Origin of the sequence: Anaerofustis stercorihominis (genome assembly GCF_005844425.1) — a bacterium.
In the GTDB taxonomy this organism is placed as follows: Bacteria; Bacillota; Clostridia; order Eubacteriales; family Anaerofustaceae; genus Anaerofustis; species Anaerofustis butyriciformans.
On the sequence record NZ_SPHL01000010.1, the window covers coordinates 23,382 to 49,456 of the forward strand.

A 26,075-nucleotide genomic window follows, 5' to 3' on the forward strand; every position below is an offset into this window, starting at 1 on the left:
TAAAAATTTAATTTTCATTTAATTTTTTGTTTATTGCCTGTTATGTCGAAATTTGATATAATCACTCCACTGAATATGAAAGAGGCATTTGCTATGAAAATGAGAATTAATAAAAAATATGTTTTTTTTGGAATAATAGCATTAATTTGTTTAATTGGAGTGTTTAAAATTTTTATAAGTCCATTATCTTTAAAAGATAAGAGTGTTGAAGTTGAAGTTAAACATGCATATAATCCTGAAAGTAATATAAAATATGTTGTTTTCGGGGATAAAAAAGATGTTTTAATAGATAGGAAGAATTTGGATACAAATAAGATAGGGGATTATGAAATTATATATAAGTATAAAAATAAAGATTATCCCGTTACAATAAGTGTCGTTGACACAACACCTCCTTCTTTTAATGTAAAAGAAATTACCATAGAAAACAGAGTAAAATTAGACCCAAAAGAATTGGTGAAAGATGTAAAAGATGCAAGTAAAACAACCGTATCCTTTAAAGAAGATTATAATTTTGATGATGTAGGAGATTATGAGGTAGAGGTTGTTGTGAGTGATGTTTACGAAAACAGTACAAGTAAAAATACTATCGTTCATGTAATTGAAGATAATAAAGGACCTGAGATTAAAAATGTATCTGCAATTGATGTAGTTGTGGGCGGGGATGAAAGTTGGGAAAAGGATGTTATTATAAAAGATGATCATGATCCAAACCCTAAACTTATTTTGGAAAAAGGAGATTTTAATCCTAACAAAGAAGGCAAATATTTTGTTACATATAAAGCTGTTGACAGAGCAGGAAATATTAGCATTGTAAAAAGAGAAGTTAATGTTGTAAAAGCTATTGGAACAACGAGTGAAAGCGAGGAAAAAATAGTATACTTGACTTTTGATGACGGACCTTCTTCCAATACTAAGAAAATACTTGATATACTTGATAAATATGATGCAAAGGCAACTTTTTTCGTAACAGGAAACAATAAACAATATAATTATTTAATAAAAACAGCTCATGATAAAGGTCATACTATAGGGCTTCATACATATACTCATGACTATGCAAAAGTATATAAATCAAAGTACTCATATTTTGATGATTTACATAAACTTGAAAACATGTTAAAAGGCATTATCGGTTATTCTCCTAAATATATAAGATTTCCCGGAGGGTCATCCAATACTATAAGCAGTGCCTATAAAAAAGGTATAATGACTTATTTAACAAAAGAAGTTCAAAACAGAGGGTATCAATATTATGATTGGAACTGTGATTCTACGGATGCCTCCGGAAATAATGTAGCTGTAGGTAAGCTTGTTGAAAATGCAACCAATTGTAGTGAAAACAATATTAATATACTTTTTCATGATACAGATGCAAAAGATACGACTGTTGAAGCTCTTCCTAAAATAATTAAGTACTACAAACAAAGAGGGTATGTATTTAGGGCTATTGATAATAACTCTTTTGCTCCACATCATGGTGTCAACAATTAAAGAACACGTTTTTGCCGTGTTCTTTTTGTTTTTATATTTAATAAAATAATGGTTGACTTTTGATTGGTTTTGATTTATTATAAGAGCATAAAAAGAACAATTTTTCAAATATTGAACAAATGTAAAAATAAATTGAATAGAAATTAATTTCAACGGAAAGGAATGAGAAGAATTTTGAAAAAGGTTTCTGATGATACTAAGTTAATGGTAAAAGTATGCGATTTGTATTACAACAACGACATGAAACAAGAAGAAATTGCTTCCAAACTTTCAATATCAAGAGCGACAATATCCAGAATTTTAAAAAATGCAAAAAGTGAAGGGATTGTCAAAATAGAAGTTATAAATCCTTTGAAAAATGATTATTACAAGCTAGAAAAACAATTAGAAGAAAAGTTTAACTTAAAAGAAGTCATAATTGCAGAAGATGTTACCGATGCTTCATATGAAAGGGATGCACTTGGTAAAGCTTGTGCTGAATTTTTACAAAGGGTTTTAAAAGATGGGGAAATTGTTGGGTTATCAATGGGAAAAACAATAAAGACTATAGCACAATATGTTCATCAAGATAAACCAAGAGATATTTCTTTTGTTCCTCTACTTGGAGGTATGGGACAAGTTGGTATTGAACTTCATTGTAATCAAATTGTAATCGATTTTTTTAGAGCTTTTGGAGGAGAATATCATCTTCTTCATGCACCGGCAATGATAGCGGATCCAAATTTAATGCTTAGTTTAAAAAATGATATTCATATAAAACAAGTATTTGATTTGTTGGATAAAATTACAACCGCAGTTGTTGGTATAGGTACGGCTGTTCCCGGTTCGACAATGATGGAAACGGGGTATTACAAAAAAGAAGACATTGTTGAAATGAAAAATAGCGGAATTGTGGGAGATATATGTCTTCAAATGTATGATATAGAAGGTAATACAAATTATTCGTACAATAATGATATATTCGGTATAAATTTAGAGTCATTAAAGAAAGTAAAGAGAGTTGTTGGGATAAGTGCAGGGGAAGAGAAAGTTAAGGCAATAAAGGGAGCCTTAAACGGAAAAATTGTAAATGTTCTCGTAACAAATTCAAGAACTGCAAAATTATTGCTTGAAGATTAAATTGGAGGAATATTATGTGGAAGATTTTTGCGGTTGCTTTTGTTCTAATGGTATTTAATTCCATATTGACCTATAGGCAGGCCAAAGATTTTACTATATCATTTAATGAAATTCGTAAATTTGGAAATGTAAGTGTTGGTAAAGATAAACAGTATTTTATTTATGGAGTTATTTTGATTCTTGCTTGTGACAGTAATGGATATGTTACAAAAGGTAAAATAATGAAGGGATTTAGTGTTTTTGCAAGATTTAATAATTTTGATGCTTTAAACGGAAAATCTATTTATGATTTAAAAGAAGAAGAAGAGGAGAAAATGAAAAAAATTAGAAGTAAGAGAAGAAAGAAAAAAGGAAGCTCTTTACTTCAGGCTGTAAATGGTTTAATAGGTGTTTTAGAAAAGAATAAAACTAACAATGATGAAATTGAGTTGCAGGAAGAAATAAAAAAAGTTGTTGAGTAAATTGTATGTTAAGACAACTGTTGTCTTTCATAAATAAAAAATATAGAAAGGAGAATTTTTATGGAATTCTTGACAAAACTTGCAGAAGGTTTTATCGGACTATTTAACGCAGGAGGTGAAACTTTTGTTGGATGGGTTACAGGTATCATACCTACTCTTATCGTTTTAATTACAGCTATAAATGCTTTAATTAAGATTATCGGTGAAGAAAGAGTAGATAAAGCTATGAAAGTATTATCTAAAAGTTTTATAACGAGATATACTTTGATGCCTGTTTTAGCTATGTTTTTCTTATGTAATCCAATGGCATATTCATTTGGTCGTTTCCTAAAAGAAGAACACAAAGTTGCATTTTACGATTCTACGGTTTCATTCTGTCATCCAATAACAGGACTATTCCCTCATGCAAATGCCGGTGAATTATTTGTTTACTTAGGTATTGCAAATGGTATTACGGCATTAGGTTTAAGTACTACACCACTTGCTTTAAGATATTTCTTGGTTGGTGTTGTCGTAATTTTAATCAGAGGTATTGTTACTGAAAGATTATATGCAATTATGAGTAGTAAGAAAAGTGCAGATGCATAGAAAGGGGAAAAGATATGAGTAATTATAAAGCAGTTAAGATCGAAAAAGGTTCTCAAGGTTGGGGTGGACCGTTAATTATTAAACCAACTGAAAAGAAAAATAAAATTGCCAGTGTTACAGGTGGTGGAATTCATCCTCTTGCACAATATATTGCAGACTTAACGGGAGCACAAGCCGTTGATGCTTTTTCTACAGGTGTTCCTGATGAAGAAATGGCTGTGGTTATAGTTGATTGTGGTGGTACTGCAAGATGTGGTGTTTATCCTAAAAAAGGCGTATATACAATTAATCTTAATGCTGTAGGAGCTGTTGGACCACTTGCACAATATATTAAAGAAGAAATATATGTATCAGACGTAAAAGAAAATAACGTAACATTATATGAAGGAGAAGTTAGTGATGAAGAACCTTCGGCTGTTACACAAGAAGTAAAACCATCATCTAATGAAAACAACGGACCTGAACAAAAAGGTTTAGTTGGAGTAATTGCAAAAATAGGGAAGGCAGTTGGTGGTGTTGTAAACAAATTCTTTGCAGCAGGTAGAGATGCTATTGATACTACAATAAGAAATATCTTACCATTTATGGCATTTGTTAGTATGCTTCTTGGTATAATTTCTGCATCAGGTATTGGGGATGTAATAGCAAAGGCGATAAGTCCTTTAGCTGGTTCTCTTCCAGGAATGATTGTTTTATCAATAATCTGTGCAATTCCATTCTTATCACCTGTTCTTGGACCAGGAGCAGTTATTGCTCAAGTAGTAGGTGTATTAGTTGGTGCTGAAATTGCAAAAGGAAGTATTCCTCCAACATATGCATTACCTGCATTATTTGCTATAGATGCTCAAGTTGGAGCAGACTTTGTTCCTGTTGGATTATCTCTTGGAGAAGCTGAACCTTCTACAGTTGAAATCGGGGTTCCCGCAATGCTATTCTCTAGACTTATTACAGGACCTATTGCGGTTATAATCGCATACTTCTGTTCATTTGGATTATATTAATAGACATAAAAAATTAAAACGTAAGGAAAGTACATAATATGAATTATATATCAAAAATAACCGGATTTGGCGACATGGCTTTAGATTTTTTACAAGAAAATATGCTTATACTGTTTAATGATGATGCTCCAGTTGAACTTGCGGAACTGTCAGTTTTACATGAAAAGCAAGAATTAACAAGGGATGTTTGTGTGGGAGACATTATTTCTCTTGGTGAAGATGATTATCTTGTTACTGCTGTAGGCTCAGAAGCAAAAGAAACCTTAAAGATGTTGGGACATTGTTGTTTGGTATTTGGAGGCAAAGACAGCGTAGATCTTCCCGGACAAATCCAATTAAAAGGTGATAAACTTCCAGATTTAAAAGTGGGAGATTATATTAAAATACAATTTTTAGGAGGAAATGAATAATGTTAAGAATGAATTACAAATTAGCAGAGCTAGAAGAAAAAAATGCTCCTATTATGACCAGTATAATAGGAGCAGGACAAATGGGCAGGGGCATGACCAGTCAAATGATCAGGATGAAAGGTATGAAGCCCGCAATTGTTGCTGACATTAATATAGATAATGTCATTGCCGCATTTGAAAACTCTGGATTAACCAAAGATGATTATATTATAACAAATAAATTAAGCGAAGCCAATGCATATCTTGAAAAAGGTAAATATATTGCAACAGAAAATTCAGAGCTTGGTGCAAAAGCAAACCTTATTCAAGCTGCTGTTGATGCTACAGGGGTTCCTGAAGTAGGGGCAAGAGTTGCAATTGATGCTATAAACGAAGGTAAACATATTTGTATGTTAAATGTTGAAACTGATGTTGTTATTGGACCTATGCTTAAAAAATTAGCTGATAATGCAGGTGTAATTTATACAGGCAGTGCAGGGGATGAACCTGGTGCGGTTAAAGAATTATATGATTTTGCAACAGCTGCCGGATTTGATGTAAGAGTTATTGGTAAAGGTAAAAACAATAAAATCGACTATGATGCAAATCCTACAACATTAGCTGAATATGCAGCTAAGAGAGGCGTTAGTCCTAAGATGCAAACAGCATTTACAGACGGAACAAAAACAATGGTAGAACTTACAGCTATGGCTAATGCAACAGGATTTATCCCTGATATCAGAGGAGGTCATGGACCTGAAGCTGAAGTAAATGATTTACCTAATTTGTTTAGACCTACTGAAGAAGGTGGTATTCTTCAAAATGGATACGGAAAAGTTGAATGGGTAAATGGTATTGCTCCTGGTGTATTTGTAATCATTTCAAGCGATCTTCCTTTTGTTAAACATGAAATGAATTACCTAAGCATGGGCGAAGGTCCTAACTGGGTATTATATAGACCTTATCATTTATGTTCTTTGGAAACACCTCTAACAGTAGCAAAAGCAGTTGTTGACAATACTTCAACATTAGTTCCTATGGACGGTGGATTAGTTTGTGAAACAGTAGCAGTTGCTAAAAAAGATTTAAAAGCAGGCGAAATGCTTGACGGTATTGGTGGATATACTGTATATGGTGTTGTTGATACACACGAAAATATGCTTAAAGATAACGGAGTTCCTTTGGGAGTTATTACAAAGAATACAAAACTTCTTAAAGATGTTAAAAAAGGTCAAACAATCACATATGATATGGTTGATTTAGATGATAATTCATTAATTGTACAGCTTAGAAAACTACAAGATAGATTTTTCGGATAAAATAATATAACATTTTGATTTAAATAAACCCAAATATGAAATTTAATTCATATTTGGGTTTATTATTTTAATTATATTAAAAACATAATAAATAATGTTATTAATATAAGTATATAATGAATACAGTAATAAATGATATATATTTTAATAAAATATGATTAAGAGCATTGTATATATTTTAATTTGTATTTATGGCTTTGTAAGTTTTATTTGAAGGAGAATATATATAACTAACAATCCATTAACCTATGTATTATTTATTTTGTTTAAATGGTTTTATATGGAGCTTAAATTATTAATGTTCTATAAAATAAGATATAATAAAATATATGGAATTTATTTAAATAAAATAAAAAGCGGTTTTATTATAAAACCGCTTTTTTGTAATATATCATTTATTATTGTAATCTGTTAAATAATGCAAGAACAGCATCATATTGAGGGAAATCTGTAGGAAGTATAATAGCATATCCGTTTGCAACTGTAACATTTTCTGTTATTTCGCTTCCAAGGGATTCCATTGTTAATTTACCATCTTTTTCAGCATTTTTATATGCATCTGAATCTTTATCAAATGTATATAATTCTAAAGTTTTATCATCGGCTGTAAATTTAAATCCCGCAGTTGCACCTACAAGTTCGTACATTGTTTCTGATTCTGTTCCTTCGATTCCAAGATTTTTAAGTTCAGCTTTGAATTCTTCTACTGTGATTTTAGGTTCGCTTGTTTGTGTTTCACCAGAACTGCTTGTTTCTCCTCCACCGCATGCAACGAAAGAAACAGCCATAAGAGCAACAATTAATAATGCTAATAATTTTTTTAGTTTCATAATTTATTCCCTCCTTGAAACTTATATTATAAGTTAATGATATCACAAAGGAAGAGAAAAAATATAAAAAAAAGACCTTGAGGTCTAACATAAAAGGATGGTGCCGAAGACCGGAGTCGAACCGGTACGATCGGTAAGGATCGCAGGATTTTAAGTCCTGTGCGTCTGCCAATTTCGCCACTTCGGCTTAAGATAAATGGAGGCGGCACCCAGACTCGAACTGGGGATACGGGTGTTGCAGACCCTTGCCTTACCACTTGGCTATGCCGCCTAAAAAAAATGGAGCGAAAGACGAGATTCGAACTCGCGACCCTCGCCTTGGCAAGGCGATGCTCTACCACTGAGCCACTTTCGCTTAAGATGGTGCCCAAGGGCGGGATCGAACCACCGACACGCGGATTTTCAGTCCGCTGCTCTACCGACTGAGCTACCTGGGCATAAAATGGCGACTCGGAAGGGACTCGAACCCTCGACCTCTAGCGTGACAGGCTAGCATTCTAACCAGCTGAACTACCGAGCCGCATTCTTAATATTAATTTTTTAATGGTGGTCGCAATAGGGCTCGAACCTATGACCCCCTGCTTGTAAGGCAGGTGCTCTCCCAGCTGAGCTATGCGACCATTTTTTTTGTTGCCACTTTTTCAGCGCTGATTTATTATATAACAATGCAAAGATTATGTCAAGTATAAATTAACATTTTTTTAATTTATTTTTTCAAAAGTTTTTTCGTTATAATAGATAACGTTGAAACCCTTTATTTTAGCAGTGTTTATGCTTTCTTTATAATTTGATGGAATAGATAAAACACTCTTATTTCCATCTGAAATATATTTTTTATCCGGATTTTTTTTATAATAATCAAAATACCAGTACATATCTTGGTGTTGTCCTTTATTTGCTATAGCTCTGCTTATATAATAAGGATCAAAGTCATTTTTTATTGGATTTGTAAAATAAGGTTTTTCCGGTGCTGCAAGAACTGCGCTTTCTATATTGTATGAAATGTCTTTATATGTTCCGCTTTTTACAGCTTTTAATCCATTTTTGTTTGGTTTGTCACCATAGGGATAAGCTAAATAAACAGTCTTGTTTTTATTTGTGTTGTTATAAACTAAATTATTTACTTTTCCTATTTCTTTTGTTATTTCGCTGTTACTTAGTTCATTCATATTATAATGACTATAAGTATGATTTCCTATTTCGTATCCTAATTCTTGTAAAACTCTGAATTTATCCTTATAAGAGCCTTCTGATTTGCTATTATGGTAAGCATCATATTCAAAAGGATTATTTGTTATATATAAAACTCCTCCGCTTCCAAAATCCGGATGTTCTGCTTTAAAATTTTCAAGAATCCCTATAAGTGTATCATCATTTACTACAAGTTTTCCCTCTTTATTTTTTACTAAGGAAAAACAGCTTTTTAATCCATCATCAAAAGTTAGCAAAATAGGGGTTTTCCCAGCAGGAATATCTATATCATTGCTTAAATACTCTTTCATGGAAATTAAAACATATCCGTTTTGGTACATATATTCCAAATCTTCCCTAAATTCTTTTTTGCTTCTGTGCCATGGATAGTGATTCTTTTTATCATCTATACTGTGATACATAATAACTAAAATATCACCGGCTTCGTTTGGTTTAATATTTTTATAGTCAATATCTGTCTTTGATATATCTTCTTTTATTTCTACTTCGTTTTGAGTATTTATATAAGCTGAAAATTTATTTATATTAAAAGATACTAACGCGATAATAAAACAAAGAAGTACTAAAATTATAATGTAATACCTTTGTTTTTTTATAAACATATTTAGATTGGTAATCTTTTTTCTGAAATCATCATTATGTTTATTTTTATTTGACAATTGTTTTTACCTCTCTTTTTATTTGTTACATTAAAATATATGTTAAGTAGAAAAAAATATTTTCTAATTTTAAGATGTTTTTTGCTTTTTAACAAGTTATATGTTTTATAACGGCATATATAACCATTATGGTTTATTTGTTGTTTTTATTTTGTTACTTGTTAATAATATTATAACATTAAGTTGTTTTAAATAGAAATAAAAGTAAAATATAAATTATAATATTGACAAAACATAATTACCATGTTAATATAAAAGCGTAAAGACAGGACTATGTTTATAAAGTTGTTTTTACATTTAAGGGTAGACGGTTAAATACTTAAAGTTTAAGGAGGATTTTTATAATGAAACAAAAATATAACCCTTTGATGTTCCAATGTAGTGAAAGTTTAGATATGAGCAAATATATTGTTGCTACATATTATATGAGAGGTAAAGGAAATAATCCTATGGAACTTGACCTTGCCAAATTTGCAGAATCAATAGCTGCAGAACAAGCAACAGGTACATGGATTGATGTTCCTTTTGAAACAGATGACATTGTTGAAAGACATGCTGCAAAAGTTATTGGTATTTATGAAACACCTGCTTATGACAGAGAACTTCCTGACGGAATACAATACAGAGATATGATAGTTAGACTTGCTTTCCCTTGGGAAAACATAGGAACTAACTTCCCAATGATTTTTACAACTGCAATAGGTAATATTTCTGCTGCAAGATTAAAGCTTGTAGACCTTGAATTCCCTAAAGAATATACAGACCATTTCCAAGGCCCAAAATTTGGTATAAAAGGCGTAAGAGAAATTCTTGATATTCCTGAAAGACCACTTACTTGTGCAATGATTAAACCTGATACAGGTTGGACTCCTGAACAAGGTGCAATAATGGCAGGAGATGCTTATGTTGGCGGTATTGACGTAATAAAAGATGATGAACTTCTTGTTGCGGATCCTGCATGGTGCCCTATTGAAAAAAGAGTTAAAGCAATAACAGAAGCAGGTCTAAAAGCTTATGAACAAACAGGTGAAAAACATTTATATACTGTTAACTTAACAGAAGACAGCTTTAAGATTAAAGACCTTGCATACAGAGCTTTAGATGCAGGTGCAAATGCTTTAATGATTAATACATATACAGCAGGTTTCTCAGCTCTTAGAATGTTAGCTGAAGACCCTAATATTCAAGTTCCTATTATGTCACATCCTGACTATGCAGCAGCACAATCTTACTCTCCTGATACAGGTGTTGCCGTAGCATTACTTTGGGGTAAACTTGTAAGACTTGCCGGAGCTGATATGGCAATAACAACAAACTATTATGGTAAGATTCCTGTACTTAGAGATTCTTACTTAAGAACTTGTAGAGATCTTAAGATGAAATTCCATAATATTAAAGATTGTCTTCCTGCACCAAGCGGTGGAATGTATCAAGGTGTTGTTCCAGAAACAATTTATGAAGTTGGTACTGATGTTATGATTGCAGCAGGCGGTGCTGTTCATGGACACAGAAACGGTGCTACAGCAGGTGCAAGATCTCTAAGACAAGCAATTGATGCTGCTATGGCTGGTATTTCATTAAGAGAATATGCAAAAGATAAACCGGATCTTCAAATCGCTCTTGATGATTGGGGATGTGGTGAAAAAGAAGATTTATTTGATATGAAAAAATAAACTTTTGAGTTTATAACATAACGTCATGTTTTCCTCTTAAAAAAGAATATAATTATTACCCCCAACTATCGTTGGGGGTTGTTTTTTTATTATTAAAAAAGTATTTTAATTGTCAAGTGAAAAACCTTGACAATGTCTTTTCCTTTTGTTATAATCCTTTAGTCAGTATAAGGAGAGTAGTATGGAAAAATATTTTAAGATGTCGTATTTAATAGATATATATGCATCTCTTCTTACTCAAAAACAGTATAAAGTGCTTGAATATTATTACAGTGATGATATATCACTAAGTGAAATTGCAAGTATTTTGAATATCTCTAGACAAGGTGTTTATGATACTTTAAAAAGGGCAGAAAAAATAATATCTGATTATGATGATAAATTACAGTTATTAAATAAATATGAACAAAACATTAAAATGCTTGAAAAAGCAGAAGCTTTGATTGATAATAAAGAGGCTTTATCTTTAATAGAGAAGGTAAAGGAAAACCTATAAGGAGGTTTCTATGTTTCAGGCTTTAGGTGATAAATTACAAGAAACTTTTAAAAAGTTAAGAGGAAAAGGAAAACTTACAGAAAAAGATATCGATGCAGCTTTAAGAGAAATAAGAATGTCCTTACTTGAAGCTGATGTAAACTATAAAGTAGTAAAAACATTTGCAAAAAATTTAAAAGAAAAATGTATGGGGGAAGAGGTTTTAAAATCTTTGACTCCGGGACAACAAGTTATTAAGATAGTTAACAATGAACTTATCGATTTGCTTGGAGGGGAAAGCAGAGATATAAACTTTTCATCCACTCCTCCGACTGTTATCATGGTTGTCGGGGTACAAGGTAGTGGTAAAACTACAAGTATCGGTAAAATGGGTAACTATTTTAAAAATAAAAAGAATAAAAAAGTTGTGTTTGTAGCTTGTGATATTCATAGAGCCGCAGCGGTAGATCAACTTAAAATTCTTGGTGAAGGTCTTGATATTGAAGTATTTTCACTTGATAGTAAAGATGCAGGAAAGATTGCAAAAAAAGGTGTTGAATATGCAAAAAGTAAAGGCGCCGATATTGTAATCGTGGATACGGCAGGTAGACAACATGTTGACAGTGAAATGATGGAAGAAGCCGTAAAGGTTAAGAAAGTTATTAATCCTGACGAAACACTATTTGTAATAGACTCTTTAATGGGACAACAAGCCGTAGATGCAGCAAAAGCTTTCGATGAAAATCTTGAAATTACAGGTTTCATTCTTTCAAAACTTGACTCTGATGCAAGAGGCGGTGCGGCACTTAGTGTTACTTATATAACAAATAAGCCTATTAAGTTTTCTGCATTTGGTGAAAAAATGGAAGACTTTGAACCTTTCCATCCTGATAGAGTAGCTTCAAGAATTCTTGGTATGGGTGACGTTCTTTCTTTAATAGAAAAAGCGGAAAGCGTATATAACGAAGAAGAAGCTAAGAAGATGGAAGCAAAATTAAGAAAGAACTCTTTTACTTTGGAAGATTTTCTTGATCAAATGGAAAGCATGAGTAAAATGGGTGGAATTGAAAGTATACTATCTATGCTTCCGGGTGCCGGAAAGCTTAAGAATTTATCAATAGATGAAAGAGAGCTTGTAAGACAAAAGGCAATAATACAGTCAATGACAATAAAGGAAAGACAAAATCCAAGTATCATCAATGCCAGCAGAAGAAAGAGAATAGCTGCTGGAAGCGGTACAAAAGTAAGTGATGTAAATAAACTTTTAACGGGATTTGAACAAAGTAAAAAAATGATGAAACAGCTTAATTCAGGTAAGATGAGATTACCTAAGATGAAATTCCCGTTTATGTAACAAGTCAAAAAAGAAATTTAATTTCTTTAATATAAAAATATAATTATTAAAATAAAAGGAGAAAAAACATGGCAGTAAAAATCAGATTAAAAAGAATGGGTTCAAAAAAACAACCATACTACAGAATCGTAGTAGCAGATGAAAGAACAGCAAGAGATGGTAAAAGCATCGACTTAATTGGTAGATATAAACCAGTTGGAGAAAAAAGCATTGAAATTAATGCTGAAAAAGCTCAAGAATGGTTAAACAAAGGTGCTAAACCAACTGATACTGTTGCTAAGTTATTCAAACAAAACGGTATTATAAAATAATAGGAGACCAATATGGTTGAATTAATTGAAACAATTGCAAAAGCTTTGGTTGACAGTCCCGAAGAAGTTTGTGTAAAACAAATTGAAAAGGAACATTTAACAGTAATTAAGCTTAAAGTTGCTAAAGATGACATGGGTAAAGTTATCGGAAAGCAAGGTAGAATTGCGAAAGCAATAAGAAATGTTTTAAAAGCTGCTGCAATAAAAGCTGATAAAAGGGTTGTTTTAGATATTGAAGAATAAAAATAAGAACTCAAACTATTATTGTTTGGGTTCTTTTTTATATTCTTTTTTTATCCATTCCATTATTACTTTTACTATGTATTCTTGTTCTTCTTGATTAAGTTGTTTATTTTTTTGTATATGGTGCCATTTATATAAACAATTTCTGCAGCATGTTGCTGTAGCATGCTGAGCGATGAATACAGGGTGGTTTTTAGTTGGTGTTTGTTTTCCATCGTTTTTTATGTACTGTGGTGCTATTCTTTTTTCTATGAAGTCAAAAGCATGGCTTTTAATTGTATTTATACCTTTTTTATCAATATATTCTATATCTTTCTTCTTTAAATGAAAACTGCTTCTAAATTTAGATTTTGATAAAGCATTTAATTTATCTTGAATGTATTTTTCGTTCATTATAAGTTCCTTTTATAATATTTATTAGATATATTTATGTTATACAAGTCATTATATGTTTTGTCAATATTGTAGCTATTTTTTTAATTTATTTATTGGGGGATAAAATTTTATGATATAATAAAAATAATTAAAAGGAGGTACGAAAATGAATTTTAGATTTGGGCATACAAGCATAAGAGTCTTTGATTTAGATAAGAGCTTGGAGTTTTACGTAGGAGCTCTTGGAATGAAGGAAACAAGAAGAAAAGATTATCCTGGAGATTTTTGTTTAGTATTTTTGGAAGATGTTAACAAAACTTGTGAAGTTGAACTAACATATAATTATGATCCTGAAAAACCATATGAAATCGGAAACGGATTTGCTCACCTTGCATTTTATGTTGAAGATTTAGAAGCTGCGCACGATGAACTTGCCAAAAAAGGATACAAGGTAACAGATTTTTACGGATTAAAAGGAAATAAACCAAATTATTTCTTTGTTACAGATCCTGACGGTTATGATATAGAAATTATCAGAGAGAAAAAATAATTTAAAAATTTAAAGAGGTAAATTTTTATTTATCTCTTCTTTTTTTATTATTAATTTGTTGACATAATATTTATATAATAGTATATTGTTAAAAAATATAGTAAACAGTAAATTTTTATATGATATTGTTAGCAATAACTAATGTTTAGAATAAGGAGGGGAGTTATGTTTAACATAAATACAATAATAGGAATTCTAATTCCGTTTTTAGGCACTTCTCTTGGTGCTGGATGTGTTTTTTTATTAAAAAAAGATATGAAGCGAAGTATGCAGAATTTACTTCTTGGGTTTGCCTCAGGAGTTATGGTTGCGGCTTCTGTATGGTCTTTATTAATTCCTTCAATAGATATGTCAGAAAGCTTGGGTAAATTTTCTTTTTTACCTGCAGCAATAGGTTTTATTCTTGGAATACTTTTTCTACTTTTACTTGATAAACTTATTCCGCATATGCACATAGATAATTCTAAAGAGGGGATGGAAAGCAGTCTTAAAAAATCAACAATGCTTGTTCTTGCGGTAACTCTTCATAATATACCTGAAGGAATGGCTGTTGGGGTAGTTTTTAGCGGATTTTTAACAAACAGTGCAGGTATAACTCTTGCAGGTGCAATTGCATTATCAGTAGGTATAGCGATTCAAAATTTTCCGGAAGGGGTTGTTATTTCAATGCCTCTTATAAATGAAGGCGTAAGTAAAAAGAAGGCTTTTTCATATGGAGTATTGTCGGGGATTGTAGAGCCAATAGGTGCGTTTATTACGATTTTATTATCATCATATATAGTATCATTTTTACCGTATTTATTGTCTTTTGCTGCAGGTGCAATGATATATGTTGTTGTTGAAGAGCTTATTCCAGAGTCTTCTATTGGAAGTCACTCCAATTTGGGAACTATAGGTTTTTCTATAGGTTTTTTAATTATGATGATTTTAGACGTTGCTTTAGGTTAATATAACGAGGTATACAAATGAAAAAAAATATTTTTGTATTAAATATAAAAGATATAAATGAAATAACATTAAAGATAAAAAATAAAATTGAAACTATGGATAATGTTATTATTCAAAAAGATTTATATGAGAATAATATTCTAAAAAAAAGTATTAGTTTTGATTTTAATGATTATAATAACTTTAAAAATGAAATTGCTAATAATAAAGATATAACTGTTATTTTTGATACAAATAAATACCGTGATTTTGTTGAGTTAATGTTTGATGATAATTCACTAAATATAACTTTAGATGAAAATAATCTAGTAAATATTTTATTTGGTAAAAATAGTAATTATAAAATAATAGATTTAAGAATTGACGAAAATATAAATATAGATTTTAGCGGTATAAATATTATTAAAAATATTGATAAAAATAATTTCTCTTCTTTAAAAGAAAAACTTTTAAAAAGTTTTAGTGAAAACATAATAATATATGTAATAAAAGAAGATAAAACAGATAAAATAAAATTAAAAGATTTTGATGAATCTTTTACAGAAGAGGTTTTTACATTAGCCATAGATAAGCAGAATTTTACTGATGTAAAAGGAAGTTTTGATGCATTTATGGAACTTATTGATTATCTTAGAAGCGATAAGGGTTGTCCTTGGGATAGAAAACAGACTCATAAGAGTTTAAAGAAACATTTAATAGAAGAGTCTTATGAGGTTCTTGATGCTCTTGATAAGGAAGATATGAATGCCTTAAGCGATGAACTTGGAGATTTACTTATGCAAATAGCTCTTCATAGTCAAATCGCTAAAGAAAGTAAAGAATTTGATTATAAAGATGTAATTTTAAATGTTGCAAGTAAATTAATAAGAAGGCATCCTTATGTGTTTTCAGATACTATTTTAGAAGGTGATGACACTGCTGCTGTTTGGAATAGTGTTAAAAAGGAAGAGAAGTCTTTTGTAAATTTTAGACAGACTTTATTAGATGTTCCAAAAGGTTTTCCGGCACTTTTATATGCGCAAAAAATTCAAAAGAGAGCAGGGGATGCAAATTTTGATTTTGCAGATTATAAAGAAGCTTTAAATAAACTTTATGAAGAAATTGAAGAGTTTAAAAATGAAATAGGGAAAAATGAAGATAACCTATTTATGGAAGCCGGGGATTTGCTTTTTAGTGTAGTAAATGTTTTAAGGCTAATGGGAATAAACTCTGAAGAGGCTCTGAATTCTTCTACAAACAAGTTTATAAGCCGTTTTGTTTTAATGGAAGAACTAATCGAAAAGGATAGTAAAAATATAATGTGTTTGGACCAAGAAAATTTGGAAAAATATTGGGAAATGGCTAAAATACTATTGAAATAAATAATTTTTTTGGTAAAATATAATCTAGAGTTTAAAAGTTGATATATCAACAAAAATTAATTTGGAGGAAAATTTAGAATGAATAAATCAGAATTAGTAAGCGCTTTAAGCGAAAAAACTGGACTTACAAAAAAAGAATGTGATAGCTGTTTAGGAGCATTTATTGAAACTGTAACAGAAACATTAAAAAAAGAAGATAAAGTTTCATTAGTAGGTTTCGGTACTTTTGAAGTAAGAGAAAGAGCTGAAAGAAAAGGTATCAATCCTCAAACTAAAGAACAAATTACTATTCCAGCAAGCAAAGCTCCAGTTTTCAAAGCAGGTAAAGCTTTAAAAGATTCTTTAAACTAATTAAATTTTTTAATATAATAAAATAAAAAGATACCTAATATATAAGGTATTTTTTTATTGTTCTTTATGTTATAATAATTTTACTAAAAAATGGGAGTGATACGATGCCAGAGTACGATGCAATTATACTTAATTTAGACGGCAGTAAAAAGTTTTATGAAATAGGTTCATTTGCTGCATTTATGGAAAGTGATATGAAATTTAAGGCTGTTTGTGCGGGAGGCATGGGAGCCGTAAATGCTGCTTTTTTTTCTATGAAAGATATGGATAAGATTGTTAAATTTTGGACAATGGCAGTTGGAAAGAATTTGTTTAAAGTAAACAATCTTATAGCAGGTTTATATGAACATTCATGGTCTAAGTTATCTAAAAAAAGCTTTGTTAAAGAGTTTACAAAATTTCTATCTACAGATAAAAGATTAAAAGATCTTAAAAAAGCTTTAAGAGAATATATAAATGAAGATGATGTAAGAAATAGCGATATTAAGCTTTTTTTTGATGTAATAGATTTAAACACAATGGAGTTTTCATCTTTAAGTATTGATGATATTCCCAAAGGCCAGCTTCATTCATATATTCTACTTTGTGTATGTTTCCCTGAAATTTCAAATATGGACTCAAATATGGGGGGAATGCAAAATTATAATGGTAATTTAATTGATGTACTTGTGGAAAATGGATACGAAAATATAATATCCACAGAAGAAATGGTAGATAAATCTTCATTGAAAAAAATAACAATAATTAAAAGCAGTGACTTTTTGGAACTTGAGGATAAATACAGTACCGATATAATGAAAGAGCATATAAAAATAGGATATTTGAATACATTAAAAGTTTTAAAAAAGGTCTGTGGAAAATATTATTATATAAATTTTGAAAATGATTCTTCTTATACTTTATTTGAAAAGCATATGGGAGATAGTTTTAATGATAATAAAGATTATTTGATTATGGAGCTTTTAGATTTAGATTCTAACAATAAGAATTTAATAAGAAAAACTCTTTGTGATATGATAAGATTTTCTGAATATAGAAAAGAGAATAATGCTTTAATTTCCTTAATGGAAAATTTATCTAACATATTAGGCATTGAAGAAAAAGAAAAATATACCTTTACGAAGTTAAAAAATGAAATTGAAAAAATATATAAACACGAAGTTAATTCTCATTTAAGAAAAATTGAAGATAAGAACTATTTATCAAAAATGATAAATAGTAAAGAAGAGATTTTAAGTGTGAATAAAGATAATTTCTTGGATTATTTTTTAGTTCTTGTAAGTGCAAATCCAAGAAATTATGAAAGACTTTATGTTAATATTTTTAATAAAATAAACGATAAAATGAGACTTGGCATTGTAACATTATTATATTTACTATATTAAAAAAAGCAAGGTGGGTACCCCTTGCTTTTATTTTTTTCTTATTGTTTTAAAAAAATCTTTTATTAATGTTTTACATTTATCTTCTTCTATTCCTGCATATACTTCTATTTTCTTAGCTTTATTGTCATTTAAGAGATTATATTTGCTTCCACACGCTCCGTAGTTTATATCCATTGCTCCATATACTACTTTATCTATTTTAGCGTTTATTATAGCTCCTGTGCACATAGGACAGGGCTCTAATGTTGAATATATGGTGCAACCGCTTAAATTATATGTATTAAGTTCTTTGCAAGCCTCTTTAATTGCTATTATTTCTGCATGAGCCGTTGAATCATTTCTCTTTATAACTTCATTGTGGGCTTTTGATATTACTTTATTGTTTTTTACAATAACTGCGCCCACAGGAATGTCATCATTGCTTTTTTTAGCTTCTTCTAAAGCTAGAAGTATATATTCATTCATTAGTGAGATAAAAGTGTCCTTAATTTTTCATTTTTTTCTATTATTAATAATAGAGGAAGTCCTATAACATATAGGCTTATAGCTTGTCCAATGCATACGCTTATAAATCCTGCAATGAATGGAACTGCTGACATTTTGTATAAAACAAAACCAACAAATATACCGTTAAAAAGTATACTTGGAATTCCTACAAGGTATTTGTTTTTTATTTTACTGGCAACCATTCCCGCAAGTAAAGTAGCAAGAGAACCGAAGGCGATATCGATTATTCCAAAAGGACTTGCAAGGTTTGATAAAATGCATCCTACAAATAATCCCGGAACAGCCGATGGTGTAAAGTATACCAATACATTTAGAGCTTCAGATATTCTTACTTGATTTTCTCCAAAAGCAAGTGGAGAGATAAGCATTGTGCATACTGTGTAGATAGCTGCTATTATTGCAGCTTTTGTGATAAATTGAATTTTACTGTTTTGCATAATTGGCTCCTATCCACCACAAAAAAGCTCTTATAAAAAGAGTTCGTGGTATTTGTTATATATAATAACAAGTATAACAGCCTTAGGTACCCCTAAAGGGTATATGAAAAACCATGAAACCACGACGTTTCATATACCAGTAAAAACAAGAGGGAAGTCCCTCTTGTTTTTGCCTCTTATACTAAATGTTATTAACCTTATTATTCTACTGTAACAGATTTAGCCAAGTTTCTTGGTTTATCAACGTCACAGTTTCTTGCAACTGCAAGGTAGTATGCAAGAGTTTGAAGATATACAACTGTAGGTATTACAGTTAAATCATCAATTACATTATCTATATACATTACTTTATTTGCTTCTTTTTCAACATTTGAGTTTTGTTCTTTTGCAAAAGCTACGATATAAGCACCTCTTGCAACAACTTCTTTAATGTTGCTTAACATTTTTTCAAATAAAGCATCTTGAGTACAAAGAGCTATAATAAGAGTTCCTTCTTCAACTAATGCGATAGGTCCGTGTTTTAATTCTCCTGCTTGATAAGCTTCTGAATGAATGTATGAAATTTCTTTCATTTTTAAAGAACCTTCAAGTGATAAGAAGTAATCAAGACCTCTACCAAGGAAGAATACATCGTGTACTTTGAAATGTTCATAAGCTATTTTTTTGATTTCTTCTTCTTTTGCTAGAACATTTTCAACGTTTTTGTCTATTGTCATTAAGCCGTTTGCGATTATTTCAAAATCTTCATCACTTAATTTTCCTGTTAGCTTACCGAATAATAAAGCGATTAAGTACATACTTACAACTTGTGTAGAGTATGCTTTTGTTGAAGCAACGGCAATTTCAGGACCAGCCCATGTATATAATACATCGCTTGCTTCTCTTGAAACAGTACTTCCTACTACGTTTGTTACTGCAAGTACTCTGGCTCCTTGAGCTTTTGCAAGTCTCATTGCTGCAAGAGTATCTGCTGTTTCTCCTGATTGAGAAATTGAAATAAGAAGTGTGTGTTCATCTATAATTGGATTTCTATATCTAAATTCACTTGCTATATCAACTTCAACTGGAATTCTTGCATATTTTTCTATTACATTTTTACCTACGTTTCCTGCATAGTAAGCAGTACCGCAAGCTACAATATAGATTTTGTTGATTTTATCTAAATCTTCTTTTGTTATTGTAATATCATCAAGTTTTACTTCGTGTTTTTCAACGTCAAGTCTTCCTCTTAATGTATCTCTGATAGCTCTTGGTTGTTCGTGGATTTCTTTTAACATGAAATGTTCATATCCGCCTTTTTCTGCACCTGCAGCATCCCAGTTAACTTTTAGAATTTGTTTTCCAACTTTATTTCCTTCATTATCATAAATTGTAATATCATCTTTTGTTATTACGGCAATTTCATCATCATCAAGCAAATATATATCTCTTGTGTATTTTAAAACCGCAGGTATATCACTTGCTATAAAGTTTTCTCCTTCACCTTTACCGATTATTAATGGGCTGTCTTTTCTTACTGCAATAAGTTCTTCTGGATCATCTTTACACATTATTGCAAGAGCATAAGAACCTGAAAGTTTTTTTACTACTTTCTTTACTGTTGAAAGTAAATCGCCATCATCCATATCTTCAAGTAAATGAGCAACAACTTCTGTATCTGTATCTGAAATAAATCTAAAACCTTTTTTTACAAGATCTTCTTTTAATTCAATATAGTTTTCTATAATACCATTGTGTACAATTACAAATTTACCGTTATGACTTGCATGTGGGTGAGAGTTTATGTCTGATGGCTCTCCATGAGTAGCCCATCTTGTGTGACCAATACCTACATGACCGTTAATATCTTTTTCTCCTAAGCTTTCTTTTAAATTATCAAGTCTGCCTTTATGTTTTCTTATTGTAATTTTATCATCTTCAAAAACAGCAATTCCTGCTGAATCATAACCTCTGTATTCAAGCTTTCCAAGTCCTTCAACAAGAATGTCACTGGCTTTTTTGTTTCCTATATAACCTACTATTCCGCACATATTTTAAATAATCTCCTTAAAAATAATTGTTGTGTGATTTTTAAGTTTTAGCTTAAATTTGTCCTTAAAATTACTTTTAAGTTTTGTTAAGCATTAAGGAATAACTTTTAAATCCCAAAGGGTATCCGCCGAAATTTCGATAAACCCTTTACCTCGTCAACCTTAAAATTTTATTTAGGAATTCGGTTCGGGCGCTTTAACTAAAAATTCCTATATATAAACCTCCTTTGTACATTATATCAAAAGAGGAGTAAATATAAAACTAAATTAATTATTTTTTAATATTCAGAAAATTTGCAAATAAAAAAATGCTTAAAAAGCATTTTTATACTGCGATTACAAACGCAATGGCATATTCTTTTTCGTGAGAAATGGATATTTTAAAATCTTCTATGTTATTTTCTTTCATATATTTTTTTGCATTACCTTCTAATTTTATATAAGGACAGTTATCTTCTGTTTTAAGTATTGTTATATCTTTAAAACTTGTTTTATCCATTCCTTTTTTTAATGTTTTCATTATGGCTTCTTTTACGGCAAAATATCCTGATATGCTTTTTGCATCATATTTATTGCTTTTAAAATATTCAATTTCTTCTGTGTTAAATATTTTCTTTAAAAAAGCGTCTTTATAGGGTCTTTTTAATATTTTTCTTATTCTATCAACTTTTACTATATCAACACCATTTGATATTATTTCTTTGTCTATCATACATAATTCCTTTAACTGCAAAAAGACCTCTCTAAGATGAAAGGTCTTAAATAGTCTATATATAATACTAACCTAAAGCATTGACTTTTTTTGCTAATTGAGCTTTTTTTCTGTTTGCAGCATTTTTATGAATAATACCTTTGCTTGCAGCCATGTCAAATTTTTTGCTTGCTAATTTGCATGCTTCATTAGCTTTTTCAACATCATTAGATAAAATAGCTTTTTCAAAATCTTTTTCAACTGTTTTTAAGTTAGTTTTGATAGCTTTATTTCTAAGTCTGCTTTTTTCGTTTGTAATTGCTCTTTTCTTTGCAGATTTAATGTTTGCCACTTGCTACACCTCCACTTTAAATAGTCTCGCGAATGATATTATAGCACCTATATATACCAAATGCAAGCATTTTTTTACTTTCTTTTCATGTTTTCTTATTGTTTATATTTTACATAGCAGGTTGTTCTTTTGCTATTAAAATTTTACCTTTTTTCTTACCTGTTTCAACTACTTTATTTGTATTAAATACTTTTTGATATTCCATAAGACCTTTATCTAAAATGTTAACTGCATTTATTAAGTCTTCTTCTTTTAATACATACGCAATTCTTACTTCATTTACTCCAAGTTCTTTTGTTGAATAAAATTCGCTTGCAGGGCAAAGCATAACTGTTTCGTTGTTATAATCATAATTTTCAAGTAACCATTTTGAGAATTCATGAGCATTTTCAACAGGAAGTTTTGCTATTAAATAAAATGCGCCTGCAGGTTTTTGTACTTGGATACCTTTTATTTTCTTTAATCTTTGATATATTGTATCTCTTCTATGTTTATATTCTTTTATTACACTTTCTATGTATTCTTTGCTTGTATGTTTTAAAACAGCAGCAGCTCCGACTTGGTCGATATAAGGAGCACAAAGTCTTGCTTGTGCAAGTTTTAAAACGTGAGCCATAAATTCTTCATTTTTTGAAGCGATTAGACCTATTCTTGCTCCGCATGCAGAAAATCTTTTTGAAATGCTGTCTATTATTACAACTTTGTCTTCAACGTCTTTTATAGATGAAAAACTTATAAATTTACCGTCGTAAACAAATTCTCTGTAAACTTCATCAACTATTATAAATAAATTATTTTCCTTTGCGATGTCACATAATAATTTTATTTCTTCTTTTGTATAAACTCTTCCTGTTGGGTTTGAAGGATTTGTTATGCAAAATGCTCTTGTTCTATCTGTTATTTTTGATTTTATTTCTTTTTTGCTTGGAAGTCTGAAGTTTTCTTCAGGTCTTGTTGTTATGGAAACCATGTTTATTCCAGCTTGAGTAGCAAAAATATTGTAGTTTGTATAATAAGGTTCAAAAACGATTATTTCATCTCCTTCATTACAAAGAGTTAGGAAAGAAAATAATATAGCTTCGCTTCCTCCGTTTGTAACTATCATGTCTTCTTTTTTCATATTTGAACCAATTTCTTTGTAATATTCTTCAAATGCTTCCAATAGTTCAGGAATACCTTTTGAGTTTGTATATGATAATATGTTTTCATCAAAGTTTCTTACCGCGCTAAAAAATTCCTTTGGTGTAACTATATCAGGTTGCCCAATATTTAATTGATATACATGAGTTCCTTCTTTTGTTCTTTTTTCTTGTATTGGGGCAAATTCTCTTATTGGAGATTGTCCTATTGATGTAACTTTATTTGAAAACATAACTTTCTCCTTTATTTTATTATCTTACTATAAGATATACTATCATAAAATAAAGTATATTTCAAGTATTAATTTTATAAGTAAGGTATTTTTTTATTTGTACATTATTATAATATGTAAAAACAGGAAAATGGTTAATTAAATTATGTATTATTTATTGTAAATGTTTTCTATCTTAAAAAAATTAAGTATTTACTCAAAAAAAAATTATTTTTATAAGTTATTGAAATAAAATAATTTCATGATATAATGTTAGCAGTTACTAACATTATTTTGTTTGTATTTTTTTTATTTTTGGTATAAAATAGATATATTTAATAATAGAAAGAAGGGTTTTTATGACAAAAGTAAATATAATATCCGGATTTTTAGGAGCCGGTAAAACTACATTTATAAAAAAATTGGTAAGTGAAGTGTTTACGGATGAAAAAGTAATTTTAATAGAAAATGAATTTGGAGAAATTGGAATTGATTCAGGCTTTTTAAAAGATGCCGGAATTGAAATAAAGGAAATGAATTCAGGATGTATTTGTTGTTCTTTGGTAGGAGACTTTAGTAAATCTCTTGAAGAAGTAATAAACACATATTCTCCTGACAGAATTATTATTGAACCTTCAGGGGTAGGTAAACTTTCAGATGTTGAAAAGGCAATTATAGATGTAAAAGATAAACTTGATCTTTCTGTAGACAGTAAAATAACCGTTGTTGACGGAAAGAAAGCAAAAATTTATATGAAGAATTTTGGAGAATTCTTTAATAATCAAGTTGAAAATGCAAATGTTATTGTTTTAAGCAGAACTCAACTTATGAAAGAAGAAAAGATAAATGAATGTTTTGAAGAATTAAAGAAACATAATGATAAAGCAAATATTATTACAACTCCTTGGGATGATTTAAATAAAGGAGTAATACTTGATGCATTTACAAATTTTGATAAAGAAAATAAAATGCTTGAAGAATTAAAAAGAGAAGAAATGGAAAGTCATGAACACCATCACCACCACGAACACTGTGAATGTGGACATGATCATGAACACCATCACCACCACGAACACTGTGAATGCGGACATGATCATGAACACCATCACCACCACGAACACTGTGAATGTGGACATGACCATGAACACCATCACCACCATGAACATTGTGAATGTGGACACGATCATGAACATCATCACCACCACGAACACTGTGAATGCGGACATGACCATGAACACCATCATCATGAACATTGTGGATGTGGACATGATCACCATGGACATGATGCAGATGAAGTTTTTGAAAGCTTTGGAATGGAAACAATTCATAAGTTTACAAAAGATCAGTTAAATGATATTTTGGAAGACTTAGCAGAAGGAAGTAGTTATGGGGTTATTTTAAGAGCTAAAGGTGTTGTAAGCGGAGAAGATGAAAGCTGGTATGAATTTGATTTAGTTCCTGGTGAATACGAAATTAGAGAAAGAAATGCTGATTATATAGGTAAAGTTTGTGTAATTGGTTCAAACTTGCTTAAAGATAAATTAGAAAAAATATTTAAATAACAGAGGTGATATTATGGTAACACCGGTTTTTGTTATATCAGGTTTATTAGATAGCGGTAAAACAACTTTAATAAAGAATATGTTTAGAAGTCCTGATTTTAGAAATAACGGACCTACTCTTCTTATTATGTGTGAAGATGGGGAAGAAGAGTTTGAAAGAGATTTTTTAAGTGAATGTCAAATAACAAAGGTAACAATTGATGATATAGAGAAGTTCACTCCAACACTTCTTCAAAATTATGAAGCATTATATAGACCAAATCAGGTTGTTATGGAATACAATGGGACATGGAGTATGGATACGCTTCTTAAAACAGATTTTCCTGAAAATTGGCAGATTGCAAGCGTATATTCTTTGGTTAACTGTGAAACAGCAGAAATATATATGCTTAACATGAGAGCAATGTTTATGGAGCCTCTTAATTTATCAAGTCTAATAATATGTAACAGATATGAAGATGATATGGACAGAGCTAAACTTAGAAGAAATATTAAAGCTTTAAATCCAACAGTTCAAATTGTATTTGAAAGAAGCGACGGAAGCGTTGTTGAAGAAACTGAAGAGGATTTGCCTTTTGATATAAATGCAGATATTATAGATGTAAGTGATGTGGATTATGGTGTATGGTTTATTGATACACTTGATAATCCGGGACATTATATGGGCAAAAAGGTAAGGTTTAAAGCTCAGGTTTATACTGATAAGAGTTTAGGTAGAAATACGTTTGTTCCTGGGAGATTTGCAATGACTTGCTGCGCTGATGATATACAATTTTTGGGACATGAATGTAAGTATTTTTTGAAAAACTTCAGTTATAAAAATAGAGACTGGGTTGAGGTACTTGTGCATGTTGAGTATGAATTTAACGTTGAATACGGCGAAGATGTTCCTGTGTTATATCTTGAAAGTATAAAAAAAGCAGCTAAACCTGAAGATGAGATTGTATATTTTATGTAGTATTAGAAGATATATGTTTTCATATATCTTCTTTTTTATTTCTTAAAAATTGTTAAATAAAAGTTAAAAATATTGTGTTATTTGTCAAA

28 protein-coding genes and 6 tRNA genes are annotated in these 26,075 nt (G+C 30.3%); 19 read left to right on the plus strand and 15 right to left on the minus strand.

Annotated features, from left to right (window positions below; genetic code table 11):
• Positions 1-93: 93 nt before the first annotated feature.
• The 7 genes from FGQ49_RS04260 (at position 94) to FGQ49_RS04290 (ending at position 6,371) form a co-directional block, all read left to right on the plus strand.
• Positions 94-1,494 carry a polysaccharide deacetylase gene (locus FGQ49_RS04260; RefSeq protein WP_138268641.1) on the plus strand — a complete coding sequence of 467 codons (1,401 nt, stop codon included), beginning with the start codon at positions 94-96 and terminating at the stop codon, positions 1,492-1,494.
• A gap of 174 nt (positions 1,495-1,668) precedes the next feature.
• On the plus strand, positions 1,669-2,613 hold the full coding sequence (locus tag FGQ49_RS04265) for a sugar-binding transcriptional regulator (RefSeq protein ID WP_171020578.1): 945 nt from the start codon (positions 1,669-1,671) through the stop codon (positions 2,611-2,613).
• Between the two features lie 14 nt (positions 2,614-2,627).
• Positions 2,628-3,074 carry a transcriptional regulator GutM gene (locus FGQ49_RS04270; RefSeq protein ID WP_138268643.1) on the plus strand — a complete coding sequence of 149 codons (447 nt, stop codon included), beginning with the start codon at positions 2,628-2,630 and terminating at the stop codon, positions 3,072-3,074.
• 60 nt (positions 3,075-3,134) lie between these two features.
• Positions 3,135-3,662: a PTS glucitol/sorbitol transporter subunit IIC gene (gene srlA, locus FGQ49_RS04275; protein WP_138268644.1), complete on the plus strand. Its 528-nt coding sequence runs from the start codon at positions 3,135-3,137 to the stop codon at positions 3,660-3,662.
• Positions 3,663-3,676: 14 nt separating this feature from the next.
• A complete protein-coding gene (gene srlE, locus FGQ49_RS04280; protein WP_138268645.1) occupies positions 3,677-4,663 on the plus strand; it encodes a PTS glucitol/sorbitol transporter subunit IIB in 987 nt (328 codons plus the stop codon).
• A 38-nt stretch (positions 4,664-4,701) separates the two neighbouring features.
• Entirely contained in the window at positions 4,702-5,073 is a 372-nt protein-coding gene (locus FGQ49_RS04285) for a PTS glucitol/sorbitol transporter subunit IIA (protein ID WP_138268646.1), read from the plus strand.
• Entirely contained in the window at positions 5,073-6,371 is a 1,299-nt protein-coding gene (locus FGQ49_RS04290; protein WP_138268647.1) for an NAD(P)H-dependent oxidoreductase, read from the plus strand. The genes FGQ49_RS04285 and FGQ49_RS04290 overlap by 1 nt, the downstream gene beginning before the upstream one ends.
• A 398-nt stretch (positions 6,372-6,769) precedes the next feature.
• Here FGQ49_RS04290 and FGQ49_RS04295 read toward each other — a convergent pair whose 3' ends face one another.
• The 8 genes from FGQ49_RS04295 to FGQ49_RS04330 form a co-directional block, all read right to left on the minus strand.
• Positions 6,770-7,201: a hypothetical protein gene (locus FGQ49_RS04295; protein WP_138268648.1), complete on the minus strand. Its 432-nt coding sequence runs from the start codon at positions 7,199-7,201 to the stop codon at positions 6,770-6,772.
• 98 nt (positions 7,202-7,299) lie between these two features.
• Positions 7,300-7,388 (minus strand) — tRNA-Leu (locus FGQ49_RS04300).
• A 10-nt stretch (positions 7,389-7,398) separates the two neighbouring features.
• A tRNA-Cys gene (locus tag FGQ49_RS04305) sits at positions 7,399-7,472 on the minus strand.
• A gap of 9 nt (positions 7,473-7,481) precedes the next feature.
• Positions 7,482-7,556 (minus strand) — tRNA-Gly (locus FGQ49_RS04310).
• 6 nt (positions 7,557-7,562) lie between these two features.
• Positions 7,563-7,638 (minus strand) — tRNA-Phe (locus FGQ49_RS04315).
• A 6-nt stretch (positions 7,639-7,644) separates the two neighbouring features.
• Positions 7,645-7,721, minus strand: a tRNA-Asp gene (locus tag FGQ49_RS04320).
• Positions 7,722-7,745: 24 nt separating this feature from the next.
• Positions 7,746-7,821, minus strand: a tRNA-Val gene (locus FGQ49_RS04325).
• Positions 7,822-7,902: 81 nt separating this feature from the next.
• Positions 7,903-9,072 (minus strand): polysaccharide deacetylase family protein, encoded by a 1,170-nt coding sequence (locus FGQ49_RS04330; RefSeq protein ID WP_138268649.1) that lies wholly within the window; start codon positions 9,070-9,072, stop codon positions 7,903-7,905.
• Between the two features lie 344 nt (positions 9,073-9,416).
• On the opposite strand from FGQ49_RS04330, the gene FGQ49_RS04335 reads away from it, so the two are divergent.
• The 5 genes from FGQ49_RS04335 (at position 9,417) to FGQ49_RS04355 (ending at position 13,128) form a co-directional block, all read left to right on the plus strand.
• Complete coding sequence (locus FGQ49_RS04335) at positions 9,417-10,745, plus strand: RuBisCO large subunit C-terminal-like domain-containing protein (protein WP_207669785.1); 1,329 nt, start codon at positions 9,417-9,419, stop codon at positions 10,743-10,745.
• Positions 10,746-10,926: 181 nt separating this feature from the next.
• Positions 10,927-11,241, plus strand: a complete 315-nt coding sequence (gene ylxM / locus FGQ49_RS04340; protein ID WP_138268650.1) for a YlxM family DNA-binding protein — start codon at positions 10,927-10,929, stop codon at positions 11,239-11,241.
• 10 nt (positions 11,242-11,251) lie between these two features.
• Positions 11,252-12,574 carry a signal recognition particle protein gene (ffh, locus tag FGQ49_RS04345; protein ID WP_138268651.1) on the plus strand — a complete coding sequence of 441 codons (1,323 nt, stop codon included), beginning with the start codon at positions 11,252-11,254 and terminating at the stop codon, positions 12,572-12,574.
• Positions 12,575-12,642: 68 nt separating this feature from the next.
• Complete coding sequence (gene rpsP, locus FGQ49_RS04350; RefSeq protein ID WP_138268652.1) at positions 12,643-12,885, plus strand: 30S ribosomal protein S16; 243 nt, start codon at positions 12,643-12,645, stop codon at positions 12,883-12,885.
• A 12-nt stretch (positions 12,886-12,897) separates the two neighbouring features.
• Positions 12,898-13,128: a KH domain-containing protein gene (locus FGQ49_RS04355; protein ID WP_138268653.1), complete on the plus strand. Its 231-nt coding sequence runs from the start codon at positions 12,898-12,900 to the stop codon at positions 13,126-13,128.
• Positions 13,129-13,146: 18 nt separating this feature from the next.
• Here FGQ49_RS04355 and FGQ49_RS04360 read toward each other — a convergent pair whose 3' ends face one another.
• Positions 13,147-13,521 carry a DUF4186 domain-containing protein gene (locus FGQ49_RS04360; RefSeq protein WP_138268654.1) on the minus strand — a complete coding sequence of 125 codons (375 nt, stop codon included), beginning with the start codon at positions 13,519-13,521 and terminating at the stop codon, positions 13,147-13,149.
• 148 nt (positions 13,522-13,669) lie between these two features.
• On the opposite strand from FGQ49_RS04360, the gene FGQ49_RS04365 reads away from it, so the two are divergent.
• The 5 genes from FGQ49_RS04365 to FGQ49_RS04385 all read left to right on the plus strand — a co-directional run bounded on the left by FGQ49_RS04365 (position 13,670) and on the right by FGQ49_RS04385 (position 18,098).
• Positions 13,670-14,053, plus strand: a complete 384-nt coding sequence (locus tag FGQ49_RS04365; protein WP_138268655.1) for a VOC family protein — start codon at positions 13,670-13,672, stop codon at positions 14,051-14,053.
• Positions 14,054-14,218: 165 nt separating this feature from the next.
• A complete protein-coding gene (locus FGQ49_RS04370; protein WP_207734410.1) occupies positions 14,219-15,001 on the plus strand; it encodes a ZIP family metal transporter in 783 nt (260 codons plus the stop codon).
• A gap of 17 nt (positions 15,002-15,018) precedes the next feature.
• Positions 15,019-16,362: a nucleoside triphosphate pyrophosphohydrolase gene (gene mazG, locus FGQ49_RS04375; RefSeq protein ID WP_138268656.1), complete on the plus strand. Its 1,344-nt coding sequence runs from the start codon at positions 15,019-15,021 to the stop codon at positions 16,360-16,362.
• A gap of 78 nt (positions 16,363-16,440) precedes the next feature.
• Complete coding sequence (locus tag FGQ49_RS04380; protein ID WP_138268657.1) at positions 16,441-16,713, plus strand: HU family DNA-binding protein; 273 nt, start codon at positions 16,441-16,443, stop codon at positions 16,711-16,713.
• 104 nt (positions 16,714-16,817) lie between these two features.
• Positions 16,818-18,098, plus strand: a complete 1,281-nt coding sequence (locus tag FGQ49_RS04385) for a hypothetical protein (protein ID WP_138268658.1) — start codon at positions 16,818-16,820, stop codon at positions 18,096-18,098.
• A gap of 27 nt (positions 18,099-18,125) precedes the next feature.
• Here FGQ49_RS04385 and FGQ49_RS04390 read toward each other — a convergent pair whose 3' ends face one another.
• The 6 genes from FGQ49_RS04390 to FGQ49_RS04415 all read right to left on the minus strand — a co-directional run bounded on the left by FGQ49_RS04390 (position 18,126) and on the right by FGQ49_RS04415 (position 23,487).
• A complete protein-coding gene (locus FGQ49_RS04390) occupies positions 18,126-18,563 on the minus strand; it encodes a nucleoside deaminase (protein WP_138268659.1) in 438 nt (145 codons plus the stop codon).
• Entirely contained in the window at positions 18,563-19,042 is a 480-nt protein-coding gene (locus FGQ49_RS04395; protein WP_138268660.1) for a QueT transporter family protein, read from the minus strand. Before FGQ49_RS04395 ends, FGQ49_RS04390 begins: the two co-directional genes overlap by 1 nt.
• A gap of 200 nt (positions 19,043-19,242) precedes the next feature.
• Positions 19,243-21,072 carry a glutamine--fructose-6-phosphate transaminase (isomerizing) gene (gene glmS / locus FGQ49_RS04400; protein ID WP_138268661.1) on the minus strand — a complete coding sequence of 610 codons (1,830 nt, stop codon included), beginning with the start codon at positions 21,070-21,072 and terminating at the stop codon, positions 19,243-19,245.
• A gap of 325 nt (positions 21,073-21,397) precedes the next feature.
• The gene (gene acpS / locus FGQ49_RS04405; RefSeq protein WP_138268662.1) at positions 21,398-21,805 is read right to left on the minus strand and encodes a holo-ACP synthase; all 408 of its coding nucleotides are present in this window, start codon (positions 21,803-21,805) and stop codon (positions 21,398-21,400) included.
• Between the two features lie 46 nt (positions 21,806-21,851).
• Positions 21,852-22,115: a 30S ribosomal protein S20 gene (rpsT, locus tag FGQ49_RS04410; RefSeq protein WP_138268663.1), complete on the minus strand. Its 264-nt coding sequence runs from the start codon at positions 22,113-22,115 to the stop codon at positions 21,852-21,854.
• Positions 22,116-22,224: 109 nt separating this feature from the next.
• A complete protein-coding gene (locus tag FGQ49_RS04415; protein WP_138268664.1) occupies positions 22,225-23,487 on the minus strand; it encodes a pyridoxal phosphate-dependent aminotransferase in 1,263 nt (420 codons plus the stop codon).
• 338 nt (positions 23,488-23,825) lie between these two features.
• On the opposite strand from FGQ49_RS04415, the gene FGQ49_RS04420 reads away from it, so the two are divergent.
• Complete coding sequence (locus FGQ49_RS04420; protein WP_138268665.1) at positions 23,826-25,028, plus strand: CobW family GTP-binding protein; 1,203 nt, start codon at positions 23,826-23,828, stop codon at positions 25,026-25,028.
• A 13-nt stretch (positions 25,029-25,041) separates the two neighbouring features.
• A complete protein-coding gene (locus tag FGQ49_RS04425; protein ID WP_138268666.1) occupies positions 25,042-25,986 on the plus strand; it encodes a TIGR03943 family putative permease subunit in 945 nt (314 codons plus the stop codon).
• The last annotated feature ends 89 nt before the right edge of the window (positions 25,987-26,075 follow it).

Excerpts from the sequence above, each read along its gene's own strand:
- FGQ49_RS04370 (WP_207734410.1), top strand. The coding sequence starts at position 14,219 with ATGTTTAACATAAATACAATAATAGGAATTCTAATTCCGTTTTTAGGC.
- FGQ49_RS04360 (WP_138268654.1), bottom strand. The coding sequence starts at position 13,521 with ATGAACGAAAAATACATTCAAGATAAATTAAATGCTTTATCAAAATCT.
- FGQ49_RS04380 (WP_138268657.1), top strand. The coding sequence starts at position 16,441 with ATGAATAAATCAGAATTAGTAAGCGCTTTAAGCGAAAAAACTGGACTT.
- rpsP (WP_138268652.1), top strand. The coding sequence starts at position 12,643 with ATGGCAGTAAAAATCAGATTAAAAAGAATGGGTTCAAAAAAACAACCA.
- glmS (WP_138268661.1), bottom strand. The coding sequence starts at position 21,072 with ATGTGCGGAATAGTAGGTTATATAGGAAACAAAAAAGCCAGTGACATT.
- srlA (WP_138268644.1), top strand. The coding sequence starts at position 3,135 with ATGGAATTCTTGACAAAACTTGCAGAAGGTTTTATCGGACTATTTAAC.
- FGQ49_RS04420 (WP_138268665.1), top strand. The coding sequence starts at position 23,826 with ATGACAAAAGTAAATATAATATCCGGATTTTTAGGAGCCGGTAAAACT.
- FGQ49_RS04390 (WP_138268659.1), bottom strand. The coding sequence starts at position 18,563 with ATGAATGAATATATACTTCTAGCTTTAGAAGAAGCTAAAAAAAGCAAT.
- FGQ49_RS04295 (WP_138268648.1), bottom strand. The coding sequence starts at position 7,201 with ATGAAACTAAAAAAATTATTAGCATTATTAATTGTTGCTCTTATGGCT.
- srlE (WP_138268645.1), top strand. The coding sequence starts at position 3,677 with ATGAGTAATTATAAAGCAGTTAAGATCGAAAAAGGTTCTCAAGGTTGG.
- FGQ49_RS04260 (WP_138268641.1), top strand. The coding sequence starts at position 94 with ATGAAAATGAGAATTAATAAAAAATATGTTTTTTTTGGAATAATAGCA.
- FGQ49_RS04415 (WP_138268664.1), bottom strand. The coding sequence starts at position 23,487 with ATGTTTTCAAATAAAGTTACATCAATAGGACAATCTCCAATAAGAGAA.
- ylxM (WP_138268650.1), top strand. The coding sequence starts at position 10,927 with ATGGAAAAATATTTTAAGATGTCGTATTTAATAGATATATATGCATCT.
- FGQ49_RS04270 (WP_138268643.1), top strand. The coding sequence starts at position 2,628 with ATGTGGAAGATTTTTGCGGTTGCTTTTGTTCTAATGGTATTTAATTCC.
- FGQ49_RS04365 (WP_138268655.1), top strand. The coding sequence starts at position 13,670 with ATGAATTTTAGATTTGGGCATACAAGCATAAGAGTCTTTGATTTAGAT.
- FGQ49_RS04335 (WP_207669785.1), top strand. The coding sequence starts at position 9,417 with ATGAAACAAAAATATAACCCTTTGATGTTCCAATGTAGTGAAAGTTTA.
- FGQ49_RS04385 (WP_138268658.1), top strand. The coding sequence starts at position 16,818 with ATGCCAGAGTACGATGCAATTATACTTAATTTAGACGGCAGTAAAAAG.
- FGQ49_RS04290 (WP_138268647.1), top strand. The coding sequence starts at position 5,073 with ATGTTAAGAATGAATTACAAATTAGCAGAGCTAGAAGAAAAAAATGCT.
- mazG (WP_138268656.1), top strand. The coding sequence starts at position 15,019 with ATGAAAAAAAATATTTTTGTATTAAATATAAAAGATATAAATGAAATA.
- FGQ49_RS04425 (WP_138268666.1), top strand. The coding sequence starts at position 25,042 with ATGGTAACACCGGTTTTTGTTATATCAGGTTTATTAGATAGCGGTAAA.
- FGQ49_RS04355 (WP_138268653.1), top strand. The coding sequence starts at position 12,898 with ATGGTTGAATTAATTGAAACAATTGCAAAAGCTTTGGTTGACAGTCCC.
- ffh (WP_138268651.1), top strand. The coding sequence starts at position 11,252 with ATGTTTCAGGCTTTAGGTGATAAATTACAAGAAACTTTTAAAAAGTTA.
- FGQ49_RS04285 (WP_138268646.1), top strand. The coding sequence starts at position 4,702 with ATGAATTATATATCAAAAATAACCGGATTTGGCGACATGGCTTTAGAT.
- FGQ49_RS04395 (WP_138268660.1), bottom strand. The coding sequence starts at position 19,042 with ATGCAAAACAGTAAAATTCAATTTATCACAAAAGCTGCAATAATAGCA.